The following is a 26,435-nucleotide window of genomic DNA, read 5'->3' on the forward strand; positions in this document are numbered from 1 at the left end:
GGTGGGCATCCTAGGGGCCTCGGGGTACGGGGGGGCGGAGCTTTTGCGCCTCTTCAAGGGCCACCCCCAGGTGGAACTGGTGGGCTTTTCCAGCCGCAAGCACGAGGGGAAGCCCCTGGCCTCCGCCTGGCCCCAGCTTTGGGACGGGCGCCTTTTCGCCGCCCAGGAGGAGGTGCTGGAAAAGGCCGAGGTCCTTTTTCTGGCCCTCCCCAACGGCCTGGCCATGGGGATTGCCCCCGAAGCTCTAAAGGCGGGCAAGCGGGTCATAGACCTTTCGGGGGATTTCCGCCTGCCCCCTGAGGTCTACGAGGCCTGGTACGGCATCCCCCACCAGAGCCCGGGCCTCTACCAGGAGGCGGTCTACGGCCTTCCTGAACTCCACCGGGAGGAGCTCAAGGGGGCCAAGCTGGTGGCCAACCCCGGCTGCTACGTGACCGCGGCCACCTTGGCCCTGGCCCCCCTGGCGGCGGAAGGAGCCCTTAAGGGGGCCTTCGTGGTGGGCCTGAGCGGGGTCTCGGGAGCGGGCAGAGAAGGGGAGGGCACCTTCTTCGCCGAAGTAAACGAGAATCTCAGGCCCTACAAGGCGGGGGGAACCCACCGGCACATTCCCGAGATGGAGCAGAACCTTGGCCGGCTTCTGGCCCAGGGGCGGGCCCCGCGCACCCACGGGGAGGTAGGGGAGGTACGCCTTTCCTTCACCCCCCATCTGGTCCCCATGACCCGGGGCATCCTGGTCACCGCCGAGGCGGAGGTGGCGGGGGACTGGGACCAGGGGGCCCTAGAGGCCCTCTACCGGGATTTCTACGCCAGCGAGCCCTTCGTGCGGGTACTGGACACCCTTCCGGAGACCAAGGGTACCTACGCCTCCAACCGGGTGGACCTAAGGCCCCTTTACGAGGCCCGCACGGGCCGGGTCCTGGTCTTTGCCGCCCTGGACAACCTGGTGAAGGGCATGGCCGGGCAGGCGGTGCAGAACTTCAACCTAATGATGGGCTTTCCTGAAGACCTTGCTTTACCCAGGGAGGGCATATGGCCGTGAAGTTGCCGAGGGGCTTCCGTGCAGGGGCGGTGCGGGCGGGCATCAAGCCCTCGGGCAAGCCCGACCTGGCCCTCTTGGTCTCGGGCACGCCGGCGGCCTGGGCCTACGCCGCCACGCAGAACCGGGCGGCCGCCCCTTCCATCCACCGGGGGCGCACCCTCTACGCCGCGGGCGGGGCCCTGAGGGCGGTGGTGGTGAACGCGGGCAACGCCAACTGCGCCACCGGCGAGAGGGGGTTCCAGGACGACCTGCGCATGGCCCAGGCCGCGGCCCTGCGCCTGGGGGTCCCCGCTGCCGAGGTCCTCACCGCCTCCACCGGGGTCATCGGGGTGCCCCTGCCCGTGGAGAAGGTGGAGTCCGGCCTGCCCCAGATTGAGCTCACCCCCTATGCCGATGCCTTTGCCGAGGCCATCCTTACCACGGACCTGGTGCCCAAGGTGGCTGAGGCGGAGGTGGAGGGGGCCAGGGTGGTGGGCGTGGCCAAGGGGAGCGGGATGATCCACCCCAACATGGCCACCATGCTGGCCTTCCTGGTCACGGATGCCCAGGTGCCCCAGGAGGCCTTGCGCCAAGCCTGGCGGGGCATCGTGGACCGCACCTTCAACCAGGTCACCGTGGACGGGGACACCTCCACCAACGACCTGGCCCTCCTCATGGCCAACGGGGCCTTTGGGGAAGTCCCCCTGGAGCCCTTCTTCCAGGCGGTGGAGGCGGTGGCCCGGGAGCTGGCCCGCAAGATAGCCCGCGATGGGGAGGGGGCCACCAAGCTCCTCACCGTGCGGGTGGTGGGGGCGGCCACGGAGGAGGAGGCCAGGCGGGCGGCCAGGGCCGTGGCGGGAAGCGCCCTCTGGAAGAGCGCCCTTTACGGCAACGACCCTAACTGGGGGCGCATCTTGGCCGCCCTGGGCAACTCGGGGGCCCGGTTTGACCCGGGACGGGTGCGCATCTTCCTCCAGGGCATCCCCCTTTATGCCGGCGGGGCCCTGCCCTTTGACCGGGAGGCGGCCAGCCAGGCCATGCGGGCCGAGGAGGTGGAGGTCCTGGCTGACCTCCAGGAAGGCCAGGCCGAGGCGGTGGCCTTTGGGTGCGACCTCACCGAGGGGTACGTGCGCATCAACGCCCTTTACACCACCTAGCTGGGAGGGACTGGGCTTGGGGCCGGGTGGAGCCCGGGTATTTACTTCTGGGGCTTAGGGGTATATCCTGAGGGGGGAAGGGGGTTCAAGTGAAAATTCGGGTAGTAGTATTTCTAACCATGGCCTTACTTGCCGTTTCCTTTGCCCAATCTCCAGGTTACGGGCTCTATTCGGGCTGGCCTACCTATATCGGGCTTCAGTTGCAAACGGCTAATTTGCGCCTTGGGGTAGGGCTTAGCGGCTACGGTATTGGGGGAGACGCCGGCTTGATCCTGGACGAAATGCCTCTTCCGGTAGCCCAAGGGGTGTCCCTGAGTGGGTACTACGGTTTCGGGATTGGCGGGGGTTTCTGGACCGTCTTAGGGTATACAGGCCTTTACCTGTTCCCTCATGCCCTGGCAGGAGTGGAGTACCAGCTTCCGGGGATGCCTTTTAGCGCTTATGCCGAGCTCAACCTCGGGGTCGGCATAGGCCTGGGCGACTTGGCGGGCTGGCGGGGGGTTGCCCCAGATTTCGCCGGCCGGGTGGGCGTGATCTTCCGCTAATCTCCCCTAAGATGGAGGGGATGCGTAGGTATCCCCTCCTTTTTCTCCTGCTTCTCGCCGCCTGTGCCCGGCCGGACACGGCGCCTCCCGAGCTCGGTCTGCTGGAGCCCCAGGGGGGGAGTGTGGCCCCGGGGCGCACCCTGAGCGTGGAGGGCTATGCCTTTGACGCCTCGGGAGTGGTAAGCGTGCAGGCGAACGGGCAGGAGGTCCTACCTCCCGAGGAAAAGGGCATGCGGTTGGTGCGCTTCCGCTTCCGCCTCCAGGCCCCTGCCTCGGGCCAGGTGGAGCTGAGCCTAAAGGCGCAAGACGCTCAAGGCAACGTGGGGGAGAAGCGGATACCTTTGGTGCTGGACGCCTCCCCGCCCCGCATCCTGGTGGACGGGGTGGCGCGGGAAGGGAGCCTCTACCGGGTCTATGGCCGGGTGGAGGACAACGTGGCCGTGGACCGGGTAGTGGTGGGCGTGGGGGGGCGCTTCACCCCCCTTTCCCTACCTAAGGAAAAGGCGGTGGCCTTCTCGGCGGAGGTGCCTAGGGGGGCGGTGCTGGTGGCGGTGGACGCCGCCGGCAACCGGACTACCCGGCGTCTCCCCTAGTTGTGATACACTCTGCGCCATGCGGGGCTTGGGGGAGAACCTGGTGGACTTGGCGCGCGCCTTGCGGGAGACGCCCCTCGAGGCCTCCCAGGTCCGCAGGCTCCGGGAGATCGCCAGGCTCCTCCACCGCCTCCCTCCGGGCCGGGAGCGGGACGGGCTTCTGGCCGTGGCCTACCTGCGGCTTTTCCAACTGGAAGGCAAAGAGGAGGACTACCTTAGGGGGTATAGCTACGCCCGCACGGCCCGCCTGGAGCCTGTGCGGCTTTTGAGCGAGCGTTTAGGGGAGAAGGCATGAAAGACGTTCTGGGGCTTCTGGCGGTCTGGAGCATCGTGCTTTCTGGTCTAACCCTGGTGGGTGGGGTGGTCCTCATCAAGCGGGGAGAGCGGGTTTGGCACCACCGGGCCATGCTCACGGCCACCTCCTTGGCCGCCCTCTTCCTGGTTTTCTACTTGGCCAAATGGGCCCTTTACGGCACCACGGCCTACGGGGGCCCCGAGGCCTGGCGCCTGGCCTACTACGCCCTCCTCTTCACCCACACCCTCCTAGCGGCCCTCAACGGCCCCCTGGCCCTCTACGTCATCTGGCGGGCCCTGCGGGGGGAGTTCGCCTTCCACAAGCGCTGGGCCAAGGTGCTGGTGCCCATCTGGCTCTACGTGGCCGTAAGCGGCTGGATCATCTATCTGGTCCTCAAGCGCTACGGGGTGGAGTCCGGGACTATCGCCTTCTAGCCCAGGGTTCCACCACGATCCGCCCTTCCTGGACCCGTGCCAGCTCGGGGCCCTGGCCCTCCTCCCCTTCGGGGGCCTGGGCCAGGTGGGGGCCGATGCGCACCTGCTTGGCGGCGAACCCCAGGGCGAAGACGAAGCGCTCCTCGTCCCCGCCCGCCCCAGCGTGGGCCAGGCCGCGGAGCTTGCCCACCACGATCACATCTCCCCCCGCCACCACCTCGGCCCCAGGGTTCACGTCCCCCAGGACCACCACCGTGCCGGGGTGTTCCACCCGCTCCCCGGCCCGCAGGGTTTTGCTGAGGACCAGGGTGCCCACGGGGGCCCGCCCCCTGGGGGGTATCAGGGTAAAGGGGCGGCCCAGGGCGAGGAGGGCCTCCAGGAATTGGGAGGAAACGGGGCCCGCCACCTCTACCTCCAGGGGGAGGCCTTCCGGCAGGGTAAGCCCCCGGAGTTCCTCCGGGGTCTCCCCTCCGTCCAGGCGGAGGGCCAGGGCCTTGTGGGTGGCGCGGAGGCGCATGGCGCCATTTTACCTGGCCGCGGCCTCCTCCTTGCTCAGGCCCCAGTAAGCCTCCATCACCTTGCGCACCGCGGGCAGGGCCACCCGGCTGCCCTCCCCGCCGTTTTCAAAGAAGGCCACCACCACCAGGGGAGGGTGGGGGGTGCCGGGTTCGGTGGGCCCGTAGCCCATGTACCAGGCGTGCTCGAGGCCCGCCCGCTTGCCCGGGGTTTCCGCGGTACCCGTCTTGCCCCCGGTGGGGACGGGGAAGTTTCCCAAGACATGGCGGGCAGTTCCTTCGGTAACGGTCTTGCGCAAACCCTCCTGTAAAACCTTCCAGAAGCGCCCGGGGACCGGGTCCAGGCGCGGCCGCACCTCCAGATTCCCTAGGCGCTTCACCAGGTGGAGCCTGGGCTTGAGGCCCCCGTTGGCCAGGGTGGCCAGCATGCGGGCTACCTGGGCAGGGGTGGCCAGGACGGGGCCCTGGCCGATGGCCAGGGAGAGGGTCTCCCCAGGGTACCAGGGTTCTTTGAAGGCCTCCCGCTTCCAGGAACGGGTGGGGAGGAGGCCGGTGCGCTCGGCCACCTCCAGGCCGGTGGCCTCCCCCAGACCCAGGAGGCGGGCCCGCGCCGCCAGGCGGTCCACCACCCCCAGGGGGTCCTGGGCCACCCCCTGGTAGTACCAGGTGTTGCAACTCCAGGCGATGGCCTCCTTTACCGTCATGGGGCCCATGTCCCGCCCCGCCCAGTTGCGGCGCACCTGGCCGCCGTAGACGATGTAGGGACTACAGCGGTAGGAGGTGGTGGGGCCCACGTAGCCTTCTTCCAGAAGAGCGTAGCTAGTGGCCAGCTTAAAGGTGGAGCCCGGGGTGTAGGGCTGCACCGCCCGGTTGAGGAGGGGGAGGTCCGGGTCCTTCAGAAGGGCCTGGACCTCCTTGGGCACCGGGCGGCGGGCAAACAGGTTGGGGTCAAAGGAGGGGGCGCTGGCCATGGCCAGCACCTCCCCCGTGCGGGGGTCCAGGGCCACGATGGCTCCCTTGACCCGGGCGGCCGGGGGGAGGCCATTCCGCTTACGGCCGGCGTTGATGTCGGTCAGGGCCTCCTCCAGGGCCCGCTCCGCCGCCCGTTGCAGGTCCAGGTCCAGGGTGAGGACCACGTCCTGCCCGGGAGTAGGCTCCTCCAGGATGGTCTCCCTGAGGCGCTCCCCCCGCACGTTCACCTCCACTGCCCGCACTCCCCGCTTGCCCCGCAGGTAGGGTTCTAAGGCGGCCTCGAGGCCCGCCTGGCCCACCTGCTCCTCGGGGCTATAGCCCCTTTTCACCTGCTCGGCGTTGGCCTGGAGCACATAGCCCAGCACCGGGCCGGAGATGGGGTTGGGATAGGCCCGTTCAATGCGTTCCACCAGTTTGAGGTTGGGCTGCCCGGCGGTGAGCTCGGCCAGGGTGGGGAGGAGGTGCTCGGAGATGCCCGCCTTGAGCACCGTGGGCCCTTGGGCCTTGGGGAGCTCCTTAAGCCCCAGAAGGGGCAGAAGCCTTTCCCGGAAGGCCACCTCCCCCCCCTCGTACACCAGGTCCACCACCAGCCGGTCCTGGGCGATCACCCGGCCCTTACGGTCCAGAATCCGCCCCCGGGGGGCGGGGATGCCCTCGGTTTTCAGGTAGTTCCCCTGGCTCCTTAGGGCATACTTCTCGTGCTCCAGCACCTGGAGCTGCCAGGCCCTGAGGCCCAACAGGCCAAAGGCTATTAGGAAGAGGAGCATGAGGGCATAAAGCCTACCCGTCATGGCTGCTTACCGGAAAACCGCAGGGCCATGAGGAAAAAGGGCAGGGTGAAGAGGCCTTCCAGGAAGAGGTCCAGGGGAGCCAGGGGGGGGAGGTCCAGGCGGAGCCAGTAGACCACCAGGAAGTACCCCGCCCACTTGGCCAAAAAGGCCCAGAGGAAGGCGAAAGGGGCGCCCAGACCCGCTCCTTCGGTGAGGCGGCGGCTGGCCCCGTAGTGGGCGTAGGCGGCGCTTAGGAGCCCCACCGCGTGCAGACCTAAAAGACCATAGCCCAAAAGGTCCTGGAGCAAACCCAGCAAAAAGGCCCCGGGAAGGCCCAGGTAGTAGGGCTGGGACCGGGCGTACCAGAGGGCCAGGACCAGGAAGAGGTCCGGGGCCATGGCCCCTTGGGGCCAGAGGGTCCCCAGGAGGCCGGCCAGAAAAAGGGTGGCGAGGAGGGCCAAAAACACCTTCATAGCGGCCTCAGCACGATGACCTCTTCCAGAAGGGAAAGCTCCACCAAAGGCCTTACCCAGACTCGTTGCTTGAGCCCGCCTTGCACCCGTTCCACCCGCTCCACCCGGCCCACGGGGATGCCATCGGGGAAAAGGCCCAGGGGGCTGCCCGTGAGGAGCAGGTCCCCGGGGGCCACGGGCACCGTAGGGGGAAACTCCGCCACCAGTCCGTCCGGGGGAGCGCCACGGGCGATGCCCCGCCCCGGGGCCTTTTCTGGCCGTACCCCTACCTGGCTTTCCGGGTCCAAGAGGGTGCGCACCAAAGCGGTGCGCTCTCCCACCTCCACGATGAGGCCCACCAGGCCTTCCGGGGTGGTGACGGGCATGCCCACTCGGAGGCCATCCCGTTCCCCCAGGCCCAGGACCAGGCGGCGGTAGAGGCCGGAAAGGTCCTCCCCCACCACCGGGGCCACCGCCACCACCCCGGGAGCCTGGGACCGGCGTACCTCCAGGGCCCGGGAAAGCCTCTCCACCTCCAGGGAAAGCCGGCGGTTTTCCGCCTCCAGGGCGGCCACCCGCTTCTTAAGCTCCAGGTTTTCCCCGTAGAGGTCCTGACGGTTCCAAAGGGCGGCGAACCCGGCCCGCAGGTTCTGCCCCAGGCGGTGGCCCAGGGCGGGCAGGGGGGCGGTGAGGGGGGAGAGGGTGAGGGAGAAGCGGGGGGCCAGGGGCCGGGTGAGGGTGGCCAGGCCCAGGCCCAAGAGGAGCAGGAGGAGGAAGAGGCTACGCCTTAGGGCCACCTCGCTCATGGCCGGAACCCCCGTTCCCAAAGAAGGGCAAAGACCCGGGCCACGGGCAGGCCCACCACCGTGTAGAAATCCCCCTCCACGCCTTCCAGAAGGGCCATGCCCAGGCCCTGGGCCCCGTAACCTCCCGCCTTGTCCAGCCCTTCCCCCCGCGCCACGTACCAGGCGATTTCCTCTTCGGAGAGGGAGCGGAAGCGCACCCGGGCAGTGTGCACCTCGGCCACCACCCCCGTGGGGGTGCGCAGGTAGAGGCCGGTGTGCACCAGGTGGCTTCGCCCCGAGAGGCGGCGCAGGAAGGCACGGTTTTCCTCAGGGTCCTTGGGCTTCCCCAGGGCCTGGCCGTCCAGGTCCACCACGGTGTCCGCGGCCAGGACCCACTCCCCGGGGACGCTTTCTCCCTTGCGCCGGGCCAGGGCCAGGGCCAGCTCCCGGGGGGGGAGGTCCAGGTCCTCGGCCACCCCGGGGGGCACGACCCTGAGGGGGTAGCCCAGGGCCTCCAGGAGGGCCTTCCGCCTGGGGCTGGCCGAGGCCAGGGTGAGGACTAGAGGGGTCTCCCTTCCGCCCATAGCCTGAGGATTTCCTCCCGATAGCGCTCCGCCAGGGCCGGACCTTTGAGGACCAGGAGGTTTTCGTTGTTCACCTGGAAGGCCCGGAGGGAGAAGTTGTAGCTTCCCGTGACCACCCAGGTGCGGTCCAGGACCATGACCTTGTGGTGCAGGGTGTAGGGGTTGCCGTCCTGGCGTACCGGGATACCCGCCGCCAAGAGGGCCTCCTCCCGGCTATCCCCCAGGTTCCGCCTTTCCAGGAGCACCTGCACCCTGGCCCCCCGCTCCTTGGCCCGGAGGAGCTCCTCGAGGACCGCCTGGTCCGTGAGGACGAAGGCTGCCACCAAGACCTCCTCCTGCGCCTCCCTGAGCCTTTGTAAGAGGGCTTCGCGCCCCCTTTCCCCCCCCTTGGGGCTGAAGTAGGCTGTGCCCTCCACCCCCTCGAGGCGGAAGGGGACCGGCTCCCCAAGGCCTTCCTTGGCCCCCTGGAAGAGGGTAGCGAACTCCCGACCGTACCCCTGGGCCAGGGTGGGGGAGGGGAGGAGGAGGCTGTTTTCGTTGTTGCGGGCGAAGGCGTTCCAGGTCATGTTGGTGCTTCCCGTCCAGACCACCCTCTCGTCCACCACCAGGAACTTGTGGTGCATGAAGCCCTCCCGCTCGTCGTAGCAGATGCTTAGCCCCGTAATGGCCTCGCACCCTGGACCCGTGGGGCGCACCCACTCCTGCACCACCCGCTGGGGCACCCGGGGAGGTTCCGCGCTCTGGCCCAGGGCGGCGGCCACCAAGTAGCGGCGGAAGTCCTCCCGGTAGTCGCTTTCCCCGTAAAGCCGCACCTGCACCCCCCGCTTCGCCGCCCGGAGGAGGGCTTGGGCGATCTCCAGGTCACGGAACTCGTAGAAGGCCCCCTCTATGGAGGCCTGGGCCCCGTCCATGAGGCCCACCAGGCGGGCTTTGGCCTGGGTGCCCTCCTGGGGCATGAAGTAGGCCTCCACCGCCCCGGTCTCCAGGGGGGCGCTGGGGCCAGGGCGTAGCTCCTGGTAGGCCCAAAGCAGGAGGAGGACCAGGAGGACCAGGTAGCTGGGCAACCCGGCCAGGGTCTTGCGCCGCCTAGTACCCATGGGCGCTTTCCCCACGCACCAGGGCCACCCCAGCGGAGGTGCCAAGCCGGGTGGCTCCCGCCTGAAGGAGCCTGATGGCCGTCTCCCGGTCGCGGATTCCCCCGGCCGCCTTCACCTGGGCCCGACCCCGGGCCACCCGCACCAGGAGCTCCACGTCCTCCAGGGTGGCCCCCCGGGGGCCGAAGCCGGTGGAGGTCTTGAGGAAGTCGGCCCCGCCCCTCAAGGCGGCCTCCGCCACCTTCTCCAGGGCCTCGGGGGAGAAGTGGCCCGTCTCCAGGATGACCTTTAAGACGGCCCGGGGGACCGCCTGACGCACCTGGTCCACCTCCTTTTCCAGGTAGGCCAGGTTCCCCGCCAGGGCCTGGCCTAGGTGGATCACCATGTCCACCTCGTCCGCCCCTTGGGCCACGGCTAGGGCGGCCTCGAGGGCCTTCACCTCCGGTGCCTGGTACCCCAGGGGAAAGCCCACCACCGTCACCAGGCGGAAGGGCGCGTGAGGAAAGGCCTGCCGCACCAGGGGCACGTAAGAGGGGGGGATGCAAAGCCCAAAAAAGCCATGTTCCAATGCTTCTTCCGCTACCTTTAGGACCTCCTCCGGGGTGGCGGTGGGTTTTAAGAGGGTATGGTCAATGTGGGCGGCCAGGTCCATACCCTGCCATCATACGCAACGGGCGTGATAGGATGGAAAGAGGCCCCGCACAGGGGCTTTTTTTGAGGTCAAGATGCTAGCCGTAGGAATCGTCGGTCTACCCAACGTAGGCAAGTCCACCCTCTTCAACGCCCTTACCCGGGCAGGGGCCTTGGCCGCCAACTACCCCTTCGCCACCATAGACAAAAACGTGGGGGTGGTGGCCCTGGAGGACGAGCGGCTTTACGCCCTGCAACGGGTCTTCGCCAAGGGGGAAAGGGTGCCCCCCGTGGTGCCCACCCACGTGGAGTTCGTGGACATCGCTGGCCTGGTCAAGGGGGCCCACAAGGGGGAGGGGCTTGGCAACCAGTTCCTGGCCCACATCCGCGAGGTGGCGGCCATCGCCCACGTGCTCCGCTGCTTTCCCGACCCCAATGTGGTCCACGTGATGGGCCGGGTGGACCCCCTGGAGGACGCGGAGGTGGTGGAGACCGAGCTCCTCCTGGCGGACCTGGCCACCCTAGAGCGGAGGCTAGAGCGCCTGCGTAAAGAGGCCCGGGCCAACCGGGAGATGGCCCCCATTTTGGAGGCGGCCGAGGGGCTCTACGCCCACCTGCAGGCGGGGAAGCCTGCCCGCACCTGTCCTCCCTCGGAGGAGGCCAGGCGCTTCCTGCGGGAGACCCCTCTCCTCACCGCCAAGCCGGTGATCTACGTGGCCAACGTCTCCGAGGAGGACCTGCCTGAGGGAAAGGATAACCCCCACGTGCAGGCGGTGCGGGCCAAGGCCCAGGCCGAGGGGGCTGAGGTGGTGGTGGTCTCCGCCCGGCTGGAGGCCGAGCTGGCTGAGCTTCCCCCGGAGGAGGCCAGGGAACTCCTGGCCGCCTACGGCCTTACGGAAAGCGGCCTGCAACGCCTGGCCCGGGCAGGCTACCAGGCCCTTTCCCTCTTCACCTTCTTCACCGCCGGGGAGAAGGAGGTGCGGGCCTGGACCGTGTGCCGGGGGGCCAAGGCTCCGGAAGCGGCGGGGGAGATCCACTCCGACATGGAGCGGGGCTTCATCCGGGCCGAGGTCATCCCCTGGGACCGGCTGGTGGAGGCCGGGGGGTGGGCCCGGGCCAAGGAGCGGGGATGGGTGCGCCTCGAGGGCAAGGACTACGAGGTGCAGGACGGGGACGTCCTCTACATCCTCTTCAACGTCTAGGGTGGGGGGTTTGACGAAGGCGTCCTCATGGCCTACAATCCCCCTTGGACGCTGGGGCGTCGTCTAATGGCAGGACAGCGGACTTTGGATCCGCCGGTCGTGGTTCGAGTCCACGCGCCCCAGCCATATTTTTTTCACGCCCTTTTCGCACCCCCTCGGTAGACTGGCCGCGTGGCGGCGGACTATCCGGGCCTGCTCCTATTAAGCCGTAGCGAGGCCCTCAGGGCCTACGTGGATCTGGTGCTTTCCGAGCACGGCATCCCCGTCCGCCACTTTGACTTGGCCCGGGAGGGGCTTTTTTGGCTCCTGGAGCACACCCCCCGCTACATCCTCCTGGATGAGGACCTGGACGTGGACCCCTTCGCCGCCGCCACCCGCATCCGCCACGTGAAGCGCCTGAAGGAGGTGCCCCTGGCGGTTCTGATCGGCCCCTCGGAGAAGCTCCGCACCACCGCCGAGGTGGTGCGGGTGGTGCCCCTGGAAAAGCCCCTGACCCGGGAGAAGCTCCTTAGGTTCCTGGGCCTAAGCCCCTGAGGCCTCCCTTGGGTAAACTGGTGGGCGTGCGGGTCTTCCGCCTCCTCTTCCTCCTTCTGGCCGGGCTTCTGGCCGGCATTGGCTTGGCCCTGGGCTATCTGGCCTACGCCTACACCCGCCAGCTTCCCGACCTGGACCAGTTTGACCGCCTGCGCCTCACCGCCACCTCCACCCTCTATGCCCGGGACGGCACCCCCCTGGCCCAGATCGCCAGCGTGGAGGAAGGGCGGGCCATCCACCGGAGCCTGGTCAGGCTTTCCCAGGTCTCGCCGGCGGCCCTGGCCGCTTTGGTCTTCTCCGAGGACCGCCGCTTCTTCCAGCACTACGGGGTGGACCCCGTGCGCCTTTTGGGGGCCCTTTACGCCGTCCTGCGGGGGGACCTCCAGGGGGGGAGCACCATCACCACCCAGGTCATCAAGAACACCCTCCTGAAGGAGCTGGCCCAGGCCCGCTCCCTGGAGCGCAAGTTCAAGGAGTGGATCCTGGCCTTGGAGCTGGAGCGGCGCTACACCAAGGCGGAGATCCTGGAGATGTACCTGAACGTGGTCCCCTGGGGAGGGAATGCCGTGGGGATCAAGGGGGCGGCGGAGGCCTACTTCGGCAAGGACCCCGCGGCCCTCACCCTGGCCGAGGGGCTCTACCTGGCCTCCTTGGTGCCCGCTCCCAACGCCCGCTACGCCGACTTCAGAGGAGTGCGGGAGCGGATGCGCCTTCTTTTGGACCAGATGGTGGCCGAGGGGTGGGTGAGCCGGGAGGTGGCCGAGGCCGCCTGGCGCGAGCCCCTGGTGCCCCGGGGCTGGCGGGTGCGCTACGGGGAAGGGGGGGAGGTCCTGGAGGCCACCCTGGAGGACCCCGAGGCCCGCATCCTCCGCCAGTTGGACTACCGCATGGCCCCCCACTTCGTCCTGGAGGTGCGGCGTTTCCTCGAGGCCCGCTTCGGCCGGGAAAAGGTCTATGGGGAAGGGGGGCTTAGGGTCTACACCACCCTGGACCCCGCCATGCAGCGGGCGGCGGAGGCCGCGGCCAAGGGGGCCCGCCTCCCCGAGGGCGCCGAGCTTGCCATCGTGGGCCTGGACCCGGACACGGGGGAGGTCCTGGCCCTGGTGGGCGGGGTGCGGCGGGAGGGGGATGAGTACAACCGGGCCACCCGGGCCCTGAGGAACCCGGGGAGTGCGGTCAAGCCCTTCGTGTACGCCACCGCCTTTGAGGCGGGCTGGACCCAGGCCACCTTGGTCCCTGACCGCCCCCTGGAGTTCCCCGACCCCAGCCAGCCTGGAGGCGTCTGGCGGCCCAAGAACTTCTCCGGCACCTTCCTCAACCGGGAGATTAGCGTGCGCTACGCCCTGGACCTCTCCCTGAACCTCCCCGCCATCTACACCGCGGAGGCCATCGGGGTGGAAAAGGTGGCCAGGAAGCTGGCCGAGGCGGGTTTTGCCGTGAAGTACCCTACCCTGGCCATCGCCATCGGCGGGGCCTCCATCACCCCCGTGGACCTGGCAGCCGCCTACGCCGCCTTCGTCAACGGGGGCTACCGGGTGGCGCCCCTGTACGTGAAGCGGGTGGAGGATGCCCAGGGCCAGGTCCTCTACCAGGCCCTCCCCGAGCGGCGCCGCCTCTTTGACCCCCTGGTGGCCTACCAGGGCTGGGACCTCCTGAAGGGCTACGTCTACGACCTGGGGGAGGGGGGCCTGGCCAAGCGGGCCCGCATCCCGGGCCGGGTGGTGGGGGGCAAGACCGGCACCACCAACGAGGCCCGCGACCTTTGGTTCGCCGGGGTCACGCGGGGGCTTTCCGCGGTGGTCTGGGTGGGGCGGGACGACAACCAGCCCCTGCGCATGGGGGGCAGGGAGCCCTCCAGCTCGGTGGTCAACCCCCCCATCTGGCGGGACTTCGTGGCCGAGGCCCTGCGGGGCCGGCCCGGGGGCGACTTCCCCCCGCCCCAGGGGTTGGAGAAGGCCCGGTTTGACCTGGCCTCGGGCCTGGCCTCCCCCCAGGGGGTAGAGGCCTGGTTCCCCCAGGGCAAAGGCCCTCAGCTCCCGGTGGCCAAGCCCCCCGTGGAGGCCCCTCCCTCGGGGGAGACGGCGCCTTTGCCTGCCCCTGTGCCTCCTTCTTCCCCCACGGAGACCCCTGCCCCCGCGACGCCTTCCCAGGAGACGCCGCCACACGAGGAGACGCCATGAGCCAAACCCCTACCCTAGAGCGGGTGCGCGTGGTCTTGGTGGAGCCCCAGGAACCCATGAACGTGGGGGCCGTGGCCCGGGCCATGCGCAACTTTGGGCTTTCCGAGCTTTACGTGGTGAACCCCGGTCCCCGGGTGGGCCCCCCTTGGGCCCGGGAGGCCTACTGGGTGGCGGTGCACGCGGAGAGCATCCTGGACAGGGCCGTACCCGTGGGAAGCCTCCGGGAGGCCCTGGAGGGGGTGAGCCTGGTGGTGGCCACCACGGGCAGGCCCCGCGAGCTCTACCCGGCCCCCGTGGTCCCCGCCTGGGAGGTGCCGGGGCACGTGCTCTCCGTGGAGGGGAAGGTGGCCTTGGTCTTTGGCCGGGAGACCTTTGGCCTCACCAACGAGGAGCTGGACCTGGCCCACCTGATCGGCACCATCCCCACCGCTCCTGAGCAGCCCTCCTTGAACCTGGCCCAGGCGGTGGTGGTCTTCGCCTACGAGCTCCACAAGGCCCTGGTCCAGGGCCATCTCCCCGAGAACAAGGAGACGCTGGCGGAGGTGGCGGCCCTCGAGGCCCTCTTTGAGGACCTGGGGCGGTACGTGCTGGAGATCGGCTTCACCGACCCCCACCGGTACCCCTACGCCATGCGCCGCCTGCGCCGCATCCTCCACAAGGCCCGGCTCTCCCCTGGGGAGGTACAGCTCCTGCGCGGCCTGCTCCACCAGAGCCGCTACCAGATGAGGAAGAATGGCTAGCCAGAACCTCTACCGCCTGGTCCGCCTAGCCCAACGGCTTTTGCCCCCTTTGATCGCCGCCGTGGTGGTGATCTTTGAGTTGGCCCTTTTGCCCTACCGCCACGCGGACAGCGTGCTCTGGCTCCGCCTGGGGTTTTACGCCCTGGTGGGGCCTTTGGTCACCTACGCGGTGCTGGAGTGGATCGCCCAGGAGGTCCTGGAGAAGGTCCGGGCGGAAAGGGCCCTGGAGGAGGCCAACCGCCGCCTCCAGGCGGCAGGGCGGGTTTTCCGTGAGGCCCTGGAGAGCGAAAACCTGGAGGAGGCCGTGTACCGCATGGCCCAGGCCCTGCGGGAGACCCTGGGCTACCCCCTGGCCCTCGAGGCCGAGGGGGTGCGCGCGGGGGAGGAGTGCGGGGGGGTGCGGGTGGAGCTCCCGGGGCTTAAGGGGTTCCTCGAGGCCTGCCCCCCCGCTCCGGAGCGGGCCTTTTTGGAGGTGCTGGCCCACGAGGTGGCGGGGGCCTTGCAGTCGGTGGTGGCCCGCAGCCGGGACCGCCTCACCCTCTTTGAGGTGGACCAGGCCCTGAAGGCCGAGGCCAACCTGGACCGCCTCCTGGAGGGTCTTCTGGAGCGCATCCAGGCCTGGGCCGAGGCTGAGGGGGCCGGGGTCCTCCTGTTGGATGAGGAGGGCTTCCTGCTCCCCCGGGTGGTGCGCAACCTGGCCCTGCCCGGCCACCCCTTCCTGCCCGAGGGGGCCTGGAAGGGGGCTTTGGAGGGGCCCCTTTTCGTGGCCGAGGGCACCCTGGCCCTGCCCCTCAAGGCCAGGGAGACCGTGGGGGTGCTGGTGCTGAAGGGCAAGGACCTCTCCCGCCGCATCCCCTTCCTCTCCTTCCTGGCCTCCCAGGTGGCCCTGGCGGTGCGCAACGCCCAGGCCTACCTCAGGGCCGAGGAGCTGGCCATCAACGAGGAGCGCACGCGCATCGCCCGGGAGATCCACGACGGCATCGCCCAGAGCCTGGCCTTCATGGCCCTGAAGCTGGACCTGGCGGAAAGGCTTTTGGACAAGGACCGGGAGGCGGCCCTGAGGGCCCTGGCCGAGGTGAAGGAGACCCTGCGCTCCCAGATCCGCGAGGTGCGGCGGAGCATCTTCGCCCTCAGGCCCATTGACCTGGAGCGCTACGGCTTTTTGGAGTCCGTGCGCCGCTATGCCCAGGCCTTTGCCGAGCAGGCGGGTTTCCGCGTCCACCTGTCCTTGCCCGAGACCGTGGGGCTTTCCCAGGCCAGCGAGCTGGTCCTCTTCCGCGTCCTGCAGGAAGCCCTCACCAACGCCGCCAAGCACGGCAAGCCCACCCGGGTGGAGGTGGCCCTCACCCCTCTGGGGGAGCGGGGGGCGAGGCTTTGCGTGCGGGACAACGGCCGGGGCTTCGCCGCCCCCGAGGCCCAGGGCCTGGGGGGGTTCGGCCTCACCCAGATGCGGGAGCGGGTGGAGGCCCGGGGCGGGCGTTTTGCCGTGCGCTCCCAACCCGGCAAGGGCACGGAGGTGGAGGCCGAGGTCCCCTACTGAGGGCCTCACGTATCATGGGGGGGATGGAACGGCCCGTGCGCGTGCTCTTCGTCTGCCTGGGCAACATCTGCCGCAGTCCCCTGGCGGAAGGGGCCTTCCGCAAGCTGTTGCGGGAGCGGGGCCTGGAGGCCCGCTTTGAGGTGGACTCCGCGGGCACCGGGGCCTGGCACGCCGGAGAGCCCATGGACCCGCGGGCCAGGCGGGTGCTGGAGGAGGAGGGGGCCTACTTTCCCCACGTGGCCCGGGCCATGACCCGGGAGGACGCCCTCCACTACGACCACATCCTGGTCATGGACCGGGAGAACCTGGCCGAGGTCTTAAGGCGCTTCCCCGAGGCCCGGGGCAAGGCCAGGCTCCTTCTGGACTACCTGGGCGGAGGCGAGGTGCCCGACCCCTACTACGGCGACCTGCAGGACTGCCGCGAGGTGTACTGGACGGTGGAGGCGGCCCTTGTGGCCTTTTTGGAGGCCCATGGACCCTCGAGGGCTCCTGAGGCGGGCGGGGCTTGAGGTGGAGGCCTCCCCCGTCCCTCTACACGGGGGGGACATCTCCCGGGTGTTCCGCCTGGGCCCTTACGTGGTCAAGGTGGCGGAGGGGGCTCCTTCGGGCCTTTTCCCCGCGGAGGCTGAGGGGCTTAGGGCCCTGGGGGCGCGGGGGGTGCGGGTGCCCCGGGTGGTCTGGGTGGGGGAGGAGGGGCTTGTGCTGGAGTACCTGCCGGAGGGTCCCCCGGATTGGGAGGCCCTGGCCCGGATGCTGGCGGACCTCCACCGGCGGCGGGAACCCGCCTACGCCGCCCCACCTGGTTTCCTGGGCACCTTTCCCCTTCCGGGGCGGGAAGGGGGGGAATGGACAGAGTTCTTCTACCTCCGGGCGGTGGAGCCCTTGCTGAGGGCCACCTGGGACCTCCTGGAGGGGCTTGGCCCTAAGGTGGAGTCCCTCTTCCGGAAGCCCCTTCCCACCGAAGGCCCTGCCCCCCTGCACGGGGACCTCTGGCACGGCAACCTGCGCTTCACCCCCCAGGGCCCAGCCCTTCTGGACCCCTCCTTCTTCGTGGGGGAGCGGGGGGTGGACCTGGCCATGATGCGCCTCTTCGGCGGCTTCCCCGAGGCCTTCTGGCGGGCCTACCGCGCCCTTTACCCCATACCCCAGGAGGTGGAGCGGGCCCTGCCCCGCTACCAGGTCTACTACCTCCTGGCCCATGTGCACTTTTTCGGCAAGGCCTACCTGGCGCCCCTATGGAAGGTGATTTTCGCCTCTTAGGCCCCATTGACCTCCTGCAGCTTCTGGCCCAGGGGGGGCGGAGCGGGGTTTTCGTCGTGGAGGCTGGGGGAGGACAGGGGGAGGTCTACCTGGAGCGGGGCCGGCCCGTCCACGCCGCCTTCGGGGATAAGGTGGGCCAGGAGGCCCTCTTGGAGGTCCTGGCCCTGAAGGAGGGGCGCTTCCGCTTCCTCCCTGCCGTGCGGGCCCCCCTGGGCTCCCTGGAGGGGCCCCTGGAGGCCTATTTGCTCCAGGCCATCCGCCTCCTGGACGAGGGGGTGGCCCTGGGCCCCTTTGACCTGGTGCGCCCGGCCTCCCGGGCCCAGGCCCTCCAGGCCACCCTGGACCCCCTGGAGCTCTCCCTCCTCCTGGCTCTGGGGGGGGGTAAAAGCCCCCTGGACCTGGCGGCGGAGCTTGGCCTGCCCCTGGGGGAGGTCCTGCGGCGCCTGGGCCATCTGGCCCGCCTCCGCCTCCTGGAGGTCTCCCCCCGGGTTCCCCGCACCGCCCGGCTTAGGGTAGCCCTGGGGAAGCGGGGAGCCCAGGTGGAGGCCATCCTCCTGGCCACCTGGCGGGAGCACTACGGGCCCTTTCGCCGGGTGCGGCTCAAGGGGCGGCAGGAAGTGGTCCTGGAGGTGGAGGGGGCGGAGGGGCTTGGGGTGGAGGTGAGGCTTGCCCCCGAGCTCCTCCTCTTCCACGGCCTGCGGGCGGGGGAGGAGGTCTTGGTGTGGCCGGAGCTCTGACCCGTATACTGCCCTCATGGGCGAGCCCTTGGTGGCCTTGGAGTCCGCGGTCCTGACCCACGGCCTGCCCTACCCCTTGAACCTGCGCACGGTGGAGGCCCTGGAGGAGGCCGTGCGGGGGGAGGGGGCGATTCCCAGAACCATCGCCCTGGTGCGGGGGGAGGTGCGGGTGGGCCTCACCCCCGAGGAGCGGGAGGCCCTGGCCCGGGGGGGAGCGGAGAAGGCCAGCCTGTGGAACCTGGCGGCCCTCCTGGCCCAGGGCAAGAGCGCCGGCACCACGGTGGCGGCCACGGTGCACCTGGCCCACCGCCACGGGATAGGGGTCTTCGCCACGGGGGGGATTGGGGGGGTGCACCCCGAGCCCTTTGACGAGAGCGCCGACCTCATGGCCCTGGCCCGCACCCCCATCCTGGTGGTCTCCTCGGGGCCCAAGGCCATCCTGGACCTGCGGGCCACCCTGGAGCGGCTGGAGACCCTGGGGGTCTCCGTGGTGGGGTACCGCACGGACCGCCTGCCGGCCTTTTTCTCCCCCGACTCCCCCTTTCCCGTGCCGGCCCGGGTGGAGACGCCCCTCGAGGCCGCCCGGGTGTTCCGCAAGGCCCGGGCCCTGGGCCTGGGGGCGGTCCTCCTGGTGAACCCCGTCTCCCAGGGCCTCCCCTATGAGGAGGTGGCCCGCTTTGTGGAAGAGGCCAACCACCAGGCGGCCCGGGAAGGGGTCTTTGGCAAGGCCCTCACCCCCTACCTCCTGCGGCGGCTTTCTGAACTTACGGGGGGCGAGACCGACCGGGTGAACGAGCGGCTTCTTCGGGAAAATGCCCGCCTGGCCGCCCAGGTGGCCCTGGCCCTATCCGCACTAGAATAGCCTTGTGTGCGAGCTGGGGGAGAGGCTCAAGCGGGCGCGGGAGGAGAAGGGGCTTTCCCTAAAGGAGGCGGCGGAGCGGCTTTCCCTGAAGGTAAGGGTGCTGGAGGCCCTGGAGGCCTGTCGCTTTGAAGACCTTCCCGAGCCCGCCCTCACCCGGGGCTACCTGCGGCGCTACGCCCGGCTTTTGGGGCTGGACCCCGAGCCCCTGCTGGCCCTCTATGCCCCCCCAGAGCCTCCCACCCTTCCGCCTCCGCCCCCTCCCCGAAGGCGGGGCCTCCCCTGGGTTCTCCTCCTGGGCTTCCTCCTGGTCCTGGGCCTTGGGGCCTACCTCCTCCTGCGGCCGGCCTCCCCCAGGGTGGTGGAGCTTCCTCCAGAACCCCCTCCCCAGGTGGCCCCCCGCTACCCCTTGCGGGTGGTGAGCGAGCCCCCGGGGGCCCGGGTCTATCTGGACGGTTTCTACCTGGGCCAGACCCCCCTGGAGAGTCCCCCCCTGGAGGGGGGGAAGCGGGTTTTGCGTCTGGAGCTTCCAGGGTACGAGCCCTGGGAGGAGGAGGTCCTCCTGGACCGCCCCCGGTCCCTCTCCTTCCGCCTGAAGCCCCTGCCCTCCTCTCCCCCAGCTTCCCAGGACCAGGCTCCGGCGCCCTCCCCAGGCGGGGGGCAGCTGGTCCTCAGGCTGGAGGGGCGGAGCTGGCTTAGGGTGACCCAGGGGGAGAAGCGCCTTTACGAGGGCATCCCCGAGGTGGGGGCCGAGCTTCGCTTTGACCTGCCCGTGGAGGTGCGGGCCGGCAATCCGGGTGCCGTGCGGGTTTTCCTGGCCGGCCAGGACCAGGGCCTCTTGGGGGAGCCGGGCAGGCCTGTCACCCGGCGCTTTGAGGGCCCCTAGGGGCTGGTATACTGCTTTTTTGTCGGGGCCTTGGCCCCTGGAGGCGTATGGCGAAGATCGGTTTTGTGAGCCTGGGCTGCCCCAAGGCCCTGGTGGACTCCGAGCAGATCCTCTCAAGGCTCAAGGCCCTGGGCTACGAGACGAGCGGAAGCTACCAGGAGGCCGAGCTGGTGGTGGTGAACACCTGCGGCTTCATCACCCCGGCGGTGGAGGAGAGCCTCGAGGCCATCGGCGAGGCCCTGCGGGAAAACGGCAAGGTGGTGGTGACCGGGTGCCTGGGGGCCCGGCCCGAGGTGATCCGGGAGCGCTACCCCATGGTCCTGGAGGTCACGGGCCCGGGGGAGGTGGAGCGGGTCCTGGAGGCGGTGCAGGCGTTTCTGCCCGCTCCCCGCGACCCCTTCTTGGACCTGGTCCCCCCTCAGGTGAAGCTCACCCCCCGGCACTACGCCTACCTCAAGCTTTCCGAGGGGTGCGACCACCGCTGTAGCTTCTGCATCATCCCCAAGCTCCGGGGCGGCCTGCGCTCCCGGGACGCCGCCGAGGTCCTGGCCGAGGCCGCCCGGCTGGTGGCCACGGGCACCAAGGAGCTCCTCCTCGTCGCCCAGGACCTCTCCGCCTACGGGGTGGACCTCCGGCACCGGGAGAGCTTCTGGGGGGACCGCCTGGTCCGGGCCGAACTCAAGGACCTCCTGGCCCACATGGCCGAGCTGGGGGCCTGGATCCGCCTCCACTACGTCTACCCCTACCCCCACGTGGGGGAGCTCCTGCCCCTCATGGCCGAGGGCAAGGTGCTCCCCTACCTGGACGTCCCCCTGCAGCATGCCTCCGAACGCATCCTCCGCCTCATGCGCCGGCCCGGGGGCTACCAAAGCCACCTGAAGACCCTGCAGGCCTGGCGGGAGGTGGTGCCCCACCTGGCGGTCCGCTCCAGCTTCATCGTGGGCTTCCCCGGGGAGACTGAGGAGGACTTCAGGCTCCTTCTGGAGTTTCTGGAGGAGGCGGAGCTGGACCGGGTGGGGGTCTTCACCTACTCCCCTGTGGAGGGGGCGGAGGCCAATGCCCTTCCCGGCCACGTGCCCGAGGAGGTGAAGGAAGAGCGCAAGGCCCGCCTCCTGGAGCTCCAGGCCCGCATCAGCCTCAAGAAGAACCAGGGCTTCGTGGGCAAGACCCTGGAGGTCTTAGTGGACGAGCTTCCCGAGCCGGGGCTTGCCGTGGGCCGTAGCTACCGCGACGCTCCGGGCATAGACGGCCTGGTCTACGTGGAGACCGACGGCACGGTGCGGATAGGGGAAAGGATACGGGTGCGCATCACCCGGGCGGATACCTACGACCTCCACGGGGTCCAGGTTTAGGATAGGGGCGGTATGTACATCGTCATCGCCGGGGGCGGGGAGGTGGGCGGGGAGCTGGCCCGCACCCTGGAAAAGGCCCACGAGGTGGTGGTGATTGACCGCAACCCCCAGGCCAAGGAGCGCCTGGCCCACCTGGACGTGAAGGTGGTGGTGGGGGGGGCCACGGACCCCGACACCCTGCGGGAAGCGGGGGTGGACCAGGCGGACCTCTTCATCGCCAGCACCGACTCCGACGAAATCAACCTCCTGGCCAGCCTCCTGGCCAAGGGCCTGGGGGCCAAGGAGACCCTGTGCTTCGTGGGCAAGGGGGGGTATGTGGAGGTCCTCATGGACCCCCGCACCGCGGAGATCCTGGGCACCCGCATTGACAAGGTCCTCTGGCCCCAGCGGGCCATGGCCCGGGAAATCGTGGAGGTGATCCTGGTCCCCGGGGCGGTGGACACCGAGGTCCTGGCGGGGGGGCGGCTCCGCTTCGTGGAGTACCGGGTGAAGGAGGGGGGAGCCTATGCCCACCGCCTCCTCTCCGAGCTCAACTGGCCCGAGGGGGCGCTGGTGGTGGGGGTGGTGCGGGACGGGAGCTTCTTGAGCTTCGCCCACCCCGACTTCCCCGAGCTGGTGCTGGAGCCGGGGGACAAGCTCCTCTTCGTCACCTCCTTGCGGGTTTTTCCCGAGCTGGAGGCCTGCTTTGCCCCCGGCCGGGGCGTGCGCCGGGTGATGGTGATCGGCGGAGGGAACGTGGGCTTCATGGTGGCCCAGGAGCTCCTGCGGCGCCGGTTGGAGGTGGTGATCATTGAGCCCAACCGCGAGCGGTGTGAGTGGCTTTCCCAGGAGCTCCCTGGGGCCCTCATTATCCAGGGGGACGGCACGGATTTGGAGCTTTTGGAAGCGGAAGGGATGCAGGAGGCGGACGCGGTGGTGGCGGTGACCGACAACGACGAGAAGAACCTCCTGGCCTCCCTGCTGGCCAAGCAACTGGGGGTGAGCAAGGTGATCACCCGGGTTTCCCGCTCGGAGACCCGCCGGCTCTTTGAGCAGGTGGGCATTGACCTGCCCCTCACCCCCCGCCAGGCGGCGGTGCGGGCTGTGCTGGACTTCCTGGGCCCGGAGAACGTGGAGCACGTCTCCACCATGGACGAGAACATTGAGCTCCTAGAGGTGGAGCTATCCCAGGGCTTCCGGCCGAGGCCCCTCAGGGCCCTGGCCACCCCCCAGGTGGCCCCGGTGGCCCTGGAGCGGGACCACCGGGTGATGCTCTACCGGGAGGACCTCGAGGCCCTCCCCGGGGACCGGCTCTTCCTGGTGGCGGCCCGGGAGGTGGCGGATGAAGCTGTGGCCCGCATCGTCGGCTAGGCCGGGGTTTCGCTCCAGCCTCTACCTCCTGGGCCTCACCTACCAGGGCTTCGGCCTCCTGATGGCCCTCTTTGCCCTCCTGGCCCTGGGGTGGGAGGAGGATGCCCGGGGGTTTGCCCTGGGGGCGGCGCTTGGCGTGGGGCTGGGCAAGCTCCTACAGGGGCTTGGCCACCCCCAGGCCCAGCCCCGCCGGGCGGAGGTCTTTGCCAGTGTGGCCCTCCTCTGGATCCTGGTGCCCGCCCTGGGGGCGGTGCCCTACTGGCTCTCGGGGGGGCTTACCTACCTGGACGCCCTCTTTGAGGCGGTCTCGGGCTTCACCACCACCGGGGCCACGGTGCTGGCGGACTTTGGCCAGTTCGGCAGAAGCCTTTTCCTCTGGCGCAGCCTGACCCAGTGGATAGGGGGGATTGGCATCGTGGTGCTCTTCTTGGTGGTCTTCCCCCAGCTCCAGGTGGCGGGCCGCCAAGCCTTTTTCGCCGAGAGCACCGGGGTGGAGAAGGAGAGGCTCACCCCCAGGCTCCGCCACACCGCCATGGCGGTGCTGCGGGTGTATGTCCTCCTTACGGGGCTGGCCTTTTTGGCCTACTGGGCCCTAGGGGTGCCCCTTTTTGAAGCCCTGGCCAATGCCCTCACCACCACCCCGGCGGGGGGCTTCAGCCCCAACCCCCAGAGCTTTGCCGCCTACGCCCCCCTGGCCCAGTGGGCGGGGAGCCTTTTCATGTTCCTGGCGGGGGTCAACTTCCTCCTCCAGTACCGGCTCTTCTTCGGCCGGGAGGTGAAGCCCCTCTGGCGGGATGCTGAGTTTCGGGCCTATGGGGCTTTGGTGCTCCTCTCCGGGCTTCTTTTGGCCCTTTACCTCTACACCCACCATCTTTACGGCCTCGAGGCCAGCCTGCGCCACGCCTTTTTTCAGGTGATTTCCATCCTCACCACCACGGGCTTCGCCAGCGTGGACTTCGCCCAGTGGGTAGTCCCCGCCCAGGCCATCCTGGTCCTCCTCATGTTCGTGGGGGGGAGTGCGGGTTCGGGGGCCGGGGGCATTAAGGTGGTGCGCTGGCTCCTCCTTTTTGGCCTCCTGCGCCGGGAGATCACCCGCACCCTCCATCCCCAGGCGGTCCTCCCCTTGCGCCTGGGGCAGCGGGTGGTCTCCGAGGAGGCCCTGCGGCAGGTCTCCGTCTTTGTGTTCCTCTACACGGTCCTCTTCGGCTTTGGGACCCTGGCCCTGGCCCTTTTGGAGGGGGACTTCGTGGTGGCCTTCACCGCCAGCGCCCAGGCCATCGGCAACATCGGTCCCGGCCTAGGGCCGGTGGGCCCCATGGGCTCTTATGCGGAACTCAATCCCTTTTCCAAGCTCATCCTGGTCCTGCAGATGTGGGCCGGGCGCATTGAGATTCTCCCCGTGATCCTGCTTTTCAGTCCGGAGCTCTGGCGCCGGTTGCGCTGACCCCCTTGGGGTATAATCCCCGTTGTGAGGACGCTGGGACACATCACCGCCATGCCCCTTCTGCCCGAGCCCCTGAAGGGCCTGAGGGAGCTGGCCTACAACCTCTGGTGGAGCTGGAATCCGGAGGCGGCGGAGCTCTTTCAAGAACTTGATCCTTCGCTTTGGAAGCGCTTCCGGGGCAACCCGGTCAAGCTCCTCCTGGAGGTGGACCCGGGCCGCCTCGAGGCCCTGGCGGCCACCAGCTACCCTGCCCGGGTCCAGGCGGTGGTGGCAGCCCTCAAGGCCTACCTGAGGGAGCGGGAAGAGAAGCAAGGTCCCCTCACCGCCTACTTTTCCGCGGAGTACGGCTTCCACAGCTCCTTGCCCATCTACTCCGGGGGGCTTGGGGTCCTGGCGGGGGACCATGTGAAGGCCGCCAGCGACCTGAGCCTGAACCTGGTGGGGGTGGGCATCTTCTACCACGAGGGCTACTTCCACCAGCGCCTTTCCAAGGAAGGAGCCCAGGTGGAGGTGTACGAGACCCTCCACCCCGAGGAGCTCCCCCTCCTTCCCGTCCAGGACGCGGAGGGAAAGCCCCTCCGGGTGGGGGTGGAGTTCCCCGGCCGCACGGTCTGGCTTTCCGCCTACCGGGTCCAGGTGGGGGCGGTGCCCGTCTACCTCCTCACCGCCAACCTCCCCGAGAACGCCCCCGAGGACCGGGCCATCACCGCCCGGCTCTACGCCCCGGGGCTGGAGATGCGCATCCAGCAGGAGATGGTGCTGGGGATCGGCGGGGTGAGGCTCTTGCGGGCCCTGGGCCTGGCGCCTCAGGTATTCCACATGAACGAGGGCCACTCCGCCTTTTTGGGCCTGGAACGGGTGCGGGAGCTGGTGGCCGAGGGCCACCCCTTTCCCGTGGCCCTGGAGCTGGCCCGGGCCGGGGCGCTTTTCACCACCCACACCCCGGTGCCCGCAGGGCACGACGCCTTTCCCCTGGACCTGGTGGAGCGCTACCTGGGGGGCTTCTGGGAGCGGATGGGAACGGACCGGGAGGGCCTTCTGGCCCTGGGGCTGGAGGAGAAGCCCTGGGGCAAGGTCTTCTCCATGTCCAACCTGGCCCTGGCCACCAGCGCCCAGGCAGGAGGGGTTTCCCGGCTCCACGGGGAGGTCTCCCGGGAGATGTTCCACCACCTCTGGCCGGGTCTTCTCAAGGAGGAGGTGCCCATTGGGCACATCACCAACGGGGTCCACACCTGGACCTTCCTCCATCCCAAGCTTCGGCGCCACTACGCAGAGGTCTTTGGCCCCGAGTGGCTGAAGCGCCCCCAGGACCCCGAGACCTGGAAGGTAGAGGGGCTCGGAGAGGACTTCTGGCGTATCCACCGGGAGCTCCGGGCGGAGCTGGTGCGGGAGGCGCGCGCCCGCCTCTACGAGCAACGCCGCCGCAACGGGGAAAGCCCAAGCCGCCTCAGGGAGGCGGAAAGGGCTCTGGACCCCGAGGTGCTCACCATCGGTTTTGCCCGCCGCTTCGCCACCTACAAGCGGGCCATTCTGCTCTTTAAAGACCCCGAGCGCCTCTTGCGCATCCTCCATGGACCCTACCCCGTGCAGTTCGTCTTTGCCGGCAAGGCCCACCCCAAGGACGAGCCGGGCAAGGCCTACCTGCAGGAGCTCGTCTCCAAAATCCGGGAGTACGGCCTCGAGGGCCGCATGGTGGTCCTGGAGGACTACGATATGTACCTGGCCCGGGTGCTGGTCCACGGGTCGGACCTCTGGCTCAACACCCCCCGCCGGCCCATGGAGGCCTCGGGAACAAGCGGCATGAAGGCGGCCCTCAACGGGGTGCTGAACCTGAGCGTTCTGGACGGCTGGTGGGCCGAGGCCTACAACGGCAAGAACGGCTTCGCCATTGGGGACGAGCGGATCTACGAGAGCGAGGAGGCCCAGGACATGGCCGACGCCCAGGCCCTCTACGACGTGCTGGAAGGGGAGGTGCTCCCCCTCTTCTACGCCAAGGGGCCTGAGGGCTACTCCTCTGGCTGGCTCTCCATGGTACACGAAAGCCTCCGCACCGTGGGGCCTCGCTTCAGCGCTGCCCGCATGGTGCAGGAGTACGCCGGCCTGTACCGCCAGGGAGCAGCCTGGGCCCTGAAGGCCCGGGAGCAGAGAGCGGCCCTGGAGGCCTTCCACCAGGCCCTACCCGCCTTCTTTACCCTGGGCCTGCGGGCGGAGGTCCCTGGGGACCTCACCCTGAACGGCACCCCCATGCGGGTGCGGGCCTTCCTGGAGGGGGAGGTGCCCGAGGCCCTCCGGCCTTTCCTGGAGGTCCAGCTGGTGGTGCGCCGTTCCAGCGGGCACCTGGAGGTGGTGCCCCTGGCCCTCGAGGGGGAGGGCTTTGGGGTCCTTTACCGCCCCTCGCGTCCAGGTAGCTATACCTATGGGGTGCGGCTCGCCCTGCGCCATCCCATCACCGGACGCGTGGCCTGGGTGCGCTGGGCCTAGGCCCGGGCGCCTTGACCCTGGCCCGG

The 26,435-nt window shown here is 69.3% G+C and carries 26 protein-coding genes and 1 tRNA gene; 20 read left to right on the top strand and 7 right to left on the bottom strand.

Annotation, left to right across the window (positions count from 1 at the left end):
- Position 1: 1 nt before the first annotated feature.
- From argC to B128_RS0111425, 5 genes are all read left to right on the top strand, one after another.
- On the top strand, positions 2–1,039 hold the full coding sequence (gene argC / locus B128_RS0111400) for an N-acetyl-gamma-glutamyl-phosphate reductase (RefSeq protein ID WP_156822435.1): 1,038 nt from the start codon (positions 2–4) through the stop codon (positions 1,037–1,039).
- Positions 1,030–2,175 carry a bifunctional glutamate N-acetyltransferase/amino-acid acetyltransferase ArgJ gene (gene argJ / locus B128_RS0111405; protein WP_018112402.1) on the top strand — a complete coding sequence of 382 codons (1,146 nt, stop codon included), beginning with the start codon at positions 1,030–1,032 and terminating at the stop codon, positions 2,173–2,175. The genes argC and argJ overlap by 10 nt, the downstream gene beginning before the upstream one ends.
- 565 nt (positions 2,176–2,740) lie before the next feature.
- On the top strand, positions 2,741–3,313 hold the full coding sequence (locus B128_RS0111415; protein ID WP_018112404.1) for a hypothetical protein: 573 nt from the start codon (positions 2,741–2,743) through the stop codon (positions 3,311–3,313).
- A gap of 19 nt (positions 3,314–3,332) precedes the next feature.
- Positions 3,333–3,608: a hypothetical protein gene (locus tag B128_RS0111420; protein WP_018112405.1), complete on the top strand. Its 276-nt coding sequence runs from the start codon at positions 3,333–3,335 to the stop codon at positions 3,606–3,608.
- A complete protein-coding gene (locus B128_RS0111425) occupies positions 3,605–4,042 on the top strand; it encodes a DUF420 domain-containing protein (protein ID WP_018112406.1) in 438 nt (145 codons plus the stop codon). The genes B128_RS0111420 and B128_RS0111425 overlap by 4 nt, the downstream gene beginning before the upstream one ends.
- On the opposite strand, the gene B128_RS0111430 is transcribed toward B128_RS0111425, so the two are convergent.
- From B128_RS0111430 to deoC, 7 genes are read right to left on the bottom strand one after another with little or no spacing between them, the layout of a single operon-like run.
- Entirely contained in the window at positions 4,029–4,559 is a 531-nt protein-coding gene (locus B128_RS0111430; protein WP_018112407.1) for a septum site-determining protein MinC, read from the bottom strand. The genes B128_RS0111425 and B128_RS0111430 overlap by 14 nt on opposite strands.
- 9 nt (positions 4,560–4,568) lie before the next feature.
- Positions 4,569–6,320 (bottom strand): penicillin-binding transpeptidase domain-containing protein, encoded by a 1,752-nt coding sequence (locus tag B128_RS0111435; RefSeq protein WP_026175221.1) that lies wholly within the window; start codon positions 6,318–6,320, stop codon positions 4,569–4,571.
- A complete protein-coding gene (locus B128_RS0111440; protein ID WP_018112409.1) occupies positions 6,317–6,772 on the bottom strand; it encodes a hypothetical protein in 456 nt (151 codons plus the stop codon). Before B128_RS0111440 ends, B128_RS0111435 begins: the two co-directional genes overlap by 4 nt.
- Entirely contained in the window at positions 6,769–7,557 is a 789-nt protein-coding gene (mreC, locus tag B128_RS0111445) for a rod shape-determining protein MreC (protein WP_018112410.1), read from the bottom strand. The genes B128_RS0111440 and mreC overlap by 4 nt, the downstream gene beginning before the upstream one ends.
- On the bottom strand, positions 7,554–8,120 hold the full coding sequence (locus B128_RS0111450; RefSeq protein ID WP_018112411.1) for a Maf family protein: 567 nt from the start codon (positions 8,118–8,120) through the stop codon (positions 7,554–7,556). The genes mreC and B128_RS0111450 overlap by 4 nt, the downstream gene beginning before the upstream one ends.
- Positions 8,096–9,217, bottom strand: a complete 1,122-nt coding sequence (locus tag B128_RS0111455; RefSeq protein WP_018112412.1) for a phospholipase D-like domain-containing protein — start codon at positions 9,215–9,217, stop codon at positions 8,096–8,098. Before B128_RS0111455 ends, B128_RS0111450 begins: the two co-directional genes overlap by 25 nt.
- Positions 9,207–9,866, bottom strand: a complete 660-nt coding sequence (gene deoC / locus B128_RS0111460; RefSeq protein WP_018112413.1) for a deoxyribose-phosphate aldolase — start codon at positions 9,864–9,866, stop codon at positions 9,207–9,209. Before deoC ends, B128_RS0111455 begins: the two co-directional genes overlap by 11 nt.
- 73 nt (positions 9,867–9,939) lie before the next feature.
- On the opposite strand from deoC, the gene ychF reads away from it, so the two are divergent.
- From ychF to glgP, 15 genes are all read left to right on the top strand, one after another.
- Complete coding sequence (gene ychF, locus B128_RS0111465) at positions 9,940–11,046, top strand: redox-regulated ATPase YchF (protein WP_018112414.1); 1,107 nt, start codon at positions 9,940–9,942, stop codon at positions 11,044–11,046.
- A 52-nt stretch (positions 11,047–11,098) separates the two neighbouring features.
- A tRNA-Gln gene (locus B128_RS0111470) sits at positions 11,099–11,172 on the top strand.
- 45 nt (positions 11,173–11,217) lie between these two features.
- Complete coding sequence (locus B128_RS0111475; protein WP_018112415.1) at positions 11,218–11,580, top strand: response regulator; 363 nt, start codon at positions 11,218–11,220, stop codon at positions 11,578–11,580.
- A gap of 20 nt (positions 11,581–11,600) precedes the next feature.
- The gene (locus B128_RS0111480) at positions 11,601–13,760 is read left to right on the top strand and encodes a transglycosylase domain-containing protein (protein ID WP_040683638.1); all 2,160 of its coding nucleotides are present in this window, start codon (positions 11,601–11,603) and stop codon (positions 13,758–13,760) included.
- Positions 13,757–14,500 (top strand): RNA methyltransferase, encoded by a 744-nt coding sequence (locus tag B128_RS0111485; RefSeq protein WP_018112417.1) that lies wholly within the window; start codon positions 13,757–13,759, stop codon positions 14,498–14,500. Before B128_RS0111480 ends, B128_RS0111485 begins: the two co-directional genes overlap by 4 nt.
- Positions 14,493–16,040, top strand: a complete 1,548-nt coding sequence (locus tag B128_RS0111490) for a sensor histidine kinase (protein ID WP_018112418.1) — start codon at positions 14,493–14,495, stop codon at positions 16,038–16,040. Before B128_RS0111485 ends, B128_RS0111490 begins: the two co-directional genes overlap by 8 nt.
- A 14-nt stretch (positions 16,041–16,054) precedes the next feature.
- Positions 16,055–16,549: a low molecular weight protein-tyrosine-phosphatase gene (locus tag B128_RS0111495; protein WP_040683634.1), complete on the top strand. Its 495-nt coding sequence runs from the start codon at positions 16,055–16,057 to the stop codon at positions 16,547–16,549.
- Positions 16,512–17,300 (top strand): fructosamine kinase family protein, encoded by a 789-nt coding sequence (locus tag B128_RS0111500; RefSeq protein WP_018112420.1) that lies wholly within the window; start codon positions 16,512–16,514, stop codon positions 17,298–17,300. Before B128_RS0111495 ends, B128_RS0111500 begins: the two co-directional genes overlap by 38 nt.
- Positions 17,276–18,037: a DUF4388 domain-containing protein gene (locus tag B128_RS0111505; RefSeq protein ID WP_018112421.1), complete on the top strand. Its 762-nt coding sequence runs from the start codon at positions 17,276–17,278 to the stop codon at positions 18,035–18,037. The genes B128_RS0111500 and B128_RS0111505 overlap by 25 nt, the downstream gene beginning before the upstream one ends.
- Before the next feature lie 16 nt (positions 18,038–18,053).
- Positions 18,054–18,899 (top strand): pseudouridine-5'-phosphate glycosidase, encoded by an 846-nt coding sequence (locus tag B128_RS0111510; RefSeq protein WP_018112422.1) that lies wholly within the window; start codon positions 18,054–18,056, stop codon positions 18,897–18,899.
- A gap of 4 nt (positions 18,900–18,903) precedes the next feature.
- Positions 18,904–19,782, top strand: a complete 879-nt coding sequence (locus B128_RS0111515; RefSeq protein WP_018112423.1) for a RodZ domain-containing protein — start codon at positions 18,904–18,906, stop codon at positions 19,780–19,782.
- 47 nt (positions 19,783–19,829) lie between these two features.
- Positions 19,830–21,134 carry a 30S ribosomal protein S12 methylthiotransferase RimO gene (gene rimO, locus B128_RS0111520; protein WP_018112424.1) on the top strand — a complete coding sequence of 435 codons (1,305 nt, stop codon included), beginning with the start codon at positions 19,830–19,832 and terminating at the stop codon, positions 21,132–21,134.
- A gap of 12 nt (positions 21,135–21,146) precedes the next feature.
- Positions 21,147–22,484, top strand: coding sequence for a Trk system potassium transporter TrkA (gene trkA, locus B128_RS0111525; protein ID WP_018112425.1), 1,338 nt, complete (start codon positions 21,147–21,149; stop codon positions 22,482–22,484).
- Complete coding sequence (locus B128_RS0111530; RefSeq protein ID WP_018112426.1) at positions 22,456–23,928, top strand: TrkH family potassium uptake protein; 1,473 nt, start codon at positions 22,456–22,458, stop codon at positions 23,926–23,928. Before trkA ends, B128_RS0111530 begins: the two co-directional genes overlap by 29 nt.
- A 24-nt stretch (positions 23,929–23,952) precedes the next feature.
- Complete coding sequence (gene glgP / locus B128_RS0111535) at positions 23,953–26,409, top strand: alpha-glucan family phosphorylase (protein WP_026175222.1); 2,457 nt, start codon at positions 23,953–23,955, stop codon at positions 26,407–26,409.
- Positions 26,410–26,435: the final 26 nt, after the last annotated feature.

The sequence above is a fragment of the Thermus igniterrae ATCC 700962 genome, assembly GCF_000376265.1.
In the GTDB taxonomy this organism is placed as follows: Bacteria; Deinococcota; Deinococci; order Deinococcales; family Thermaceae; genus Thermus; species Thermus igniterrae.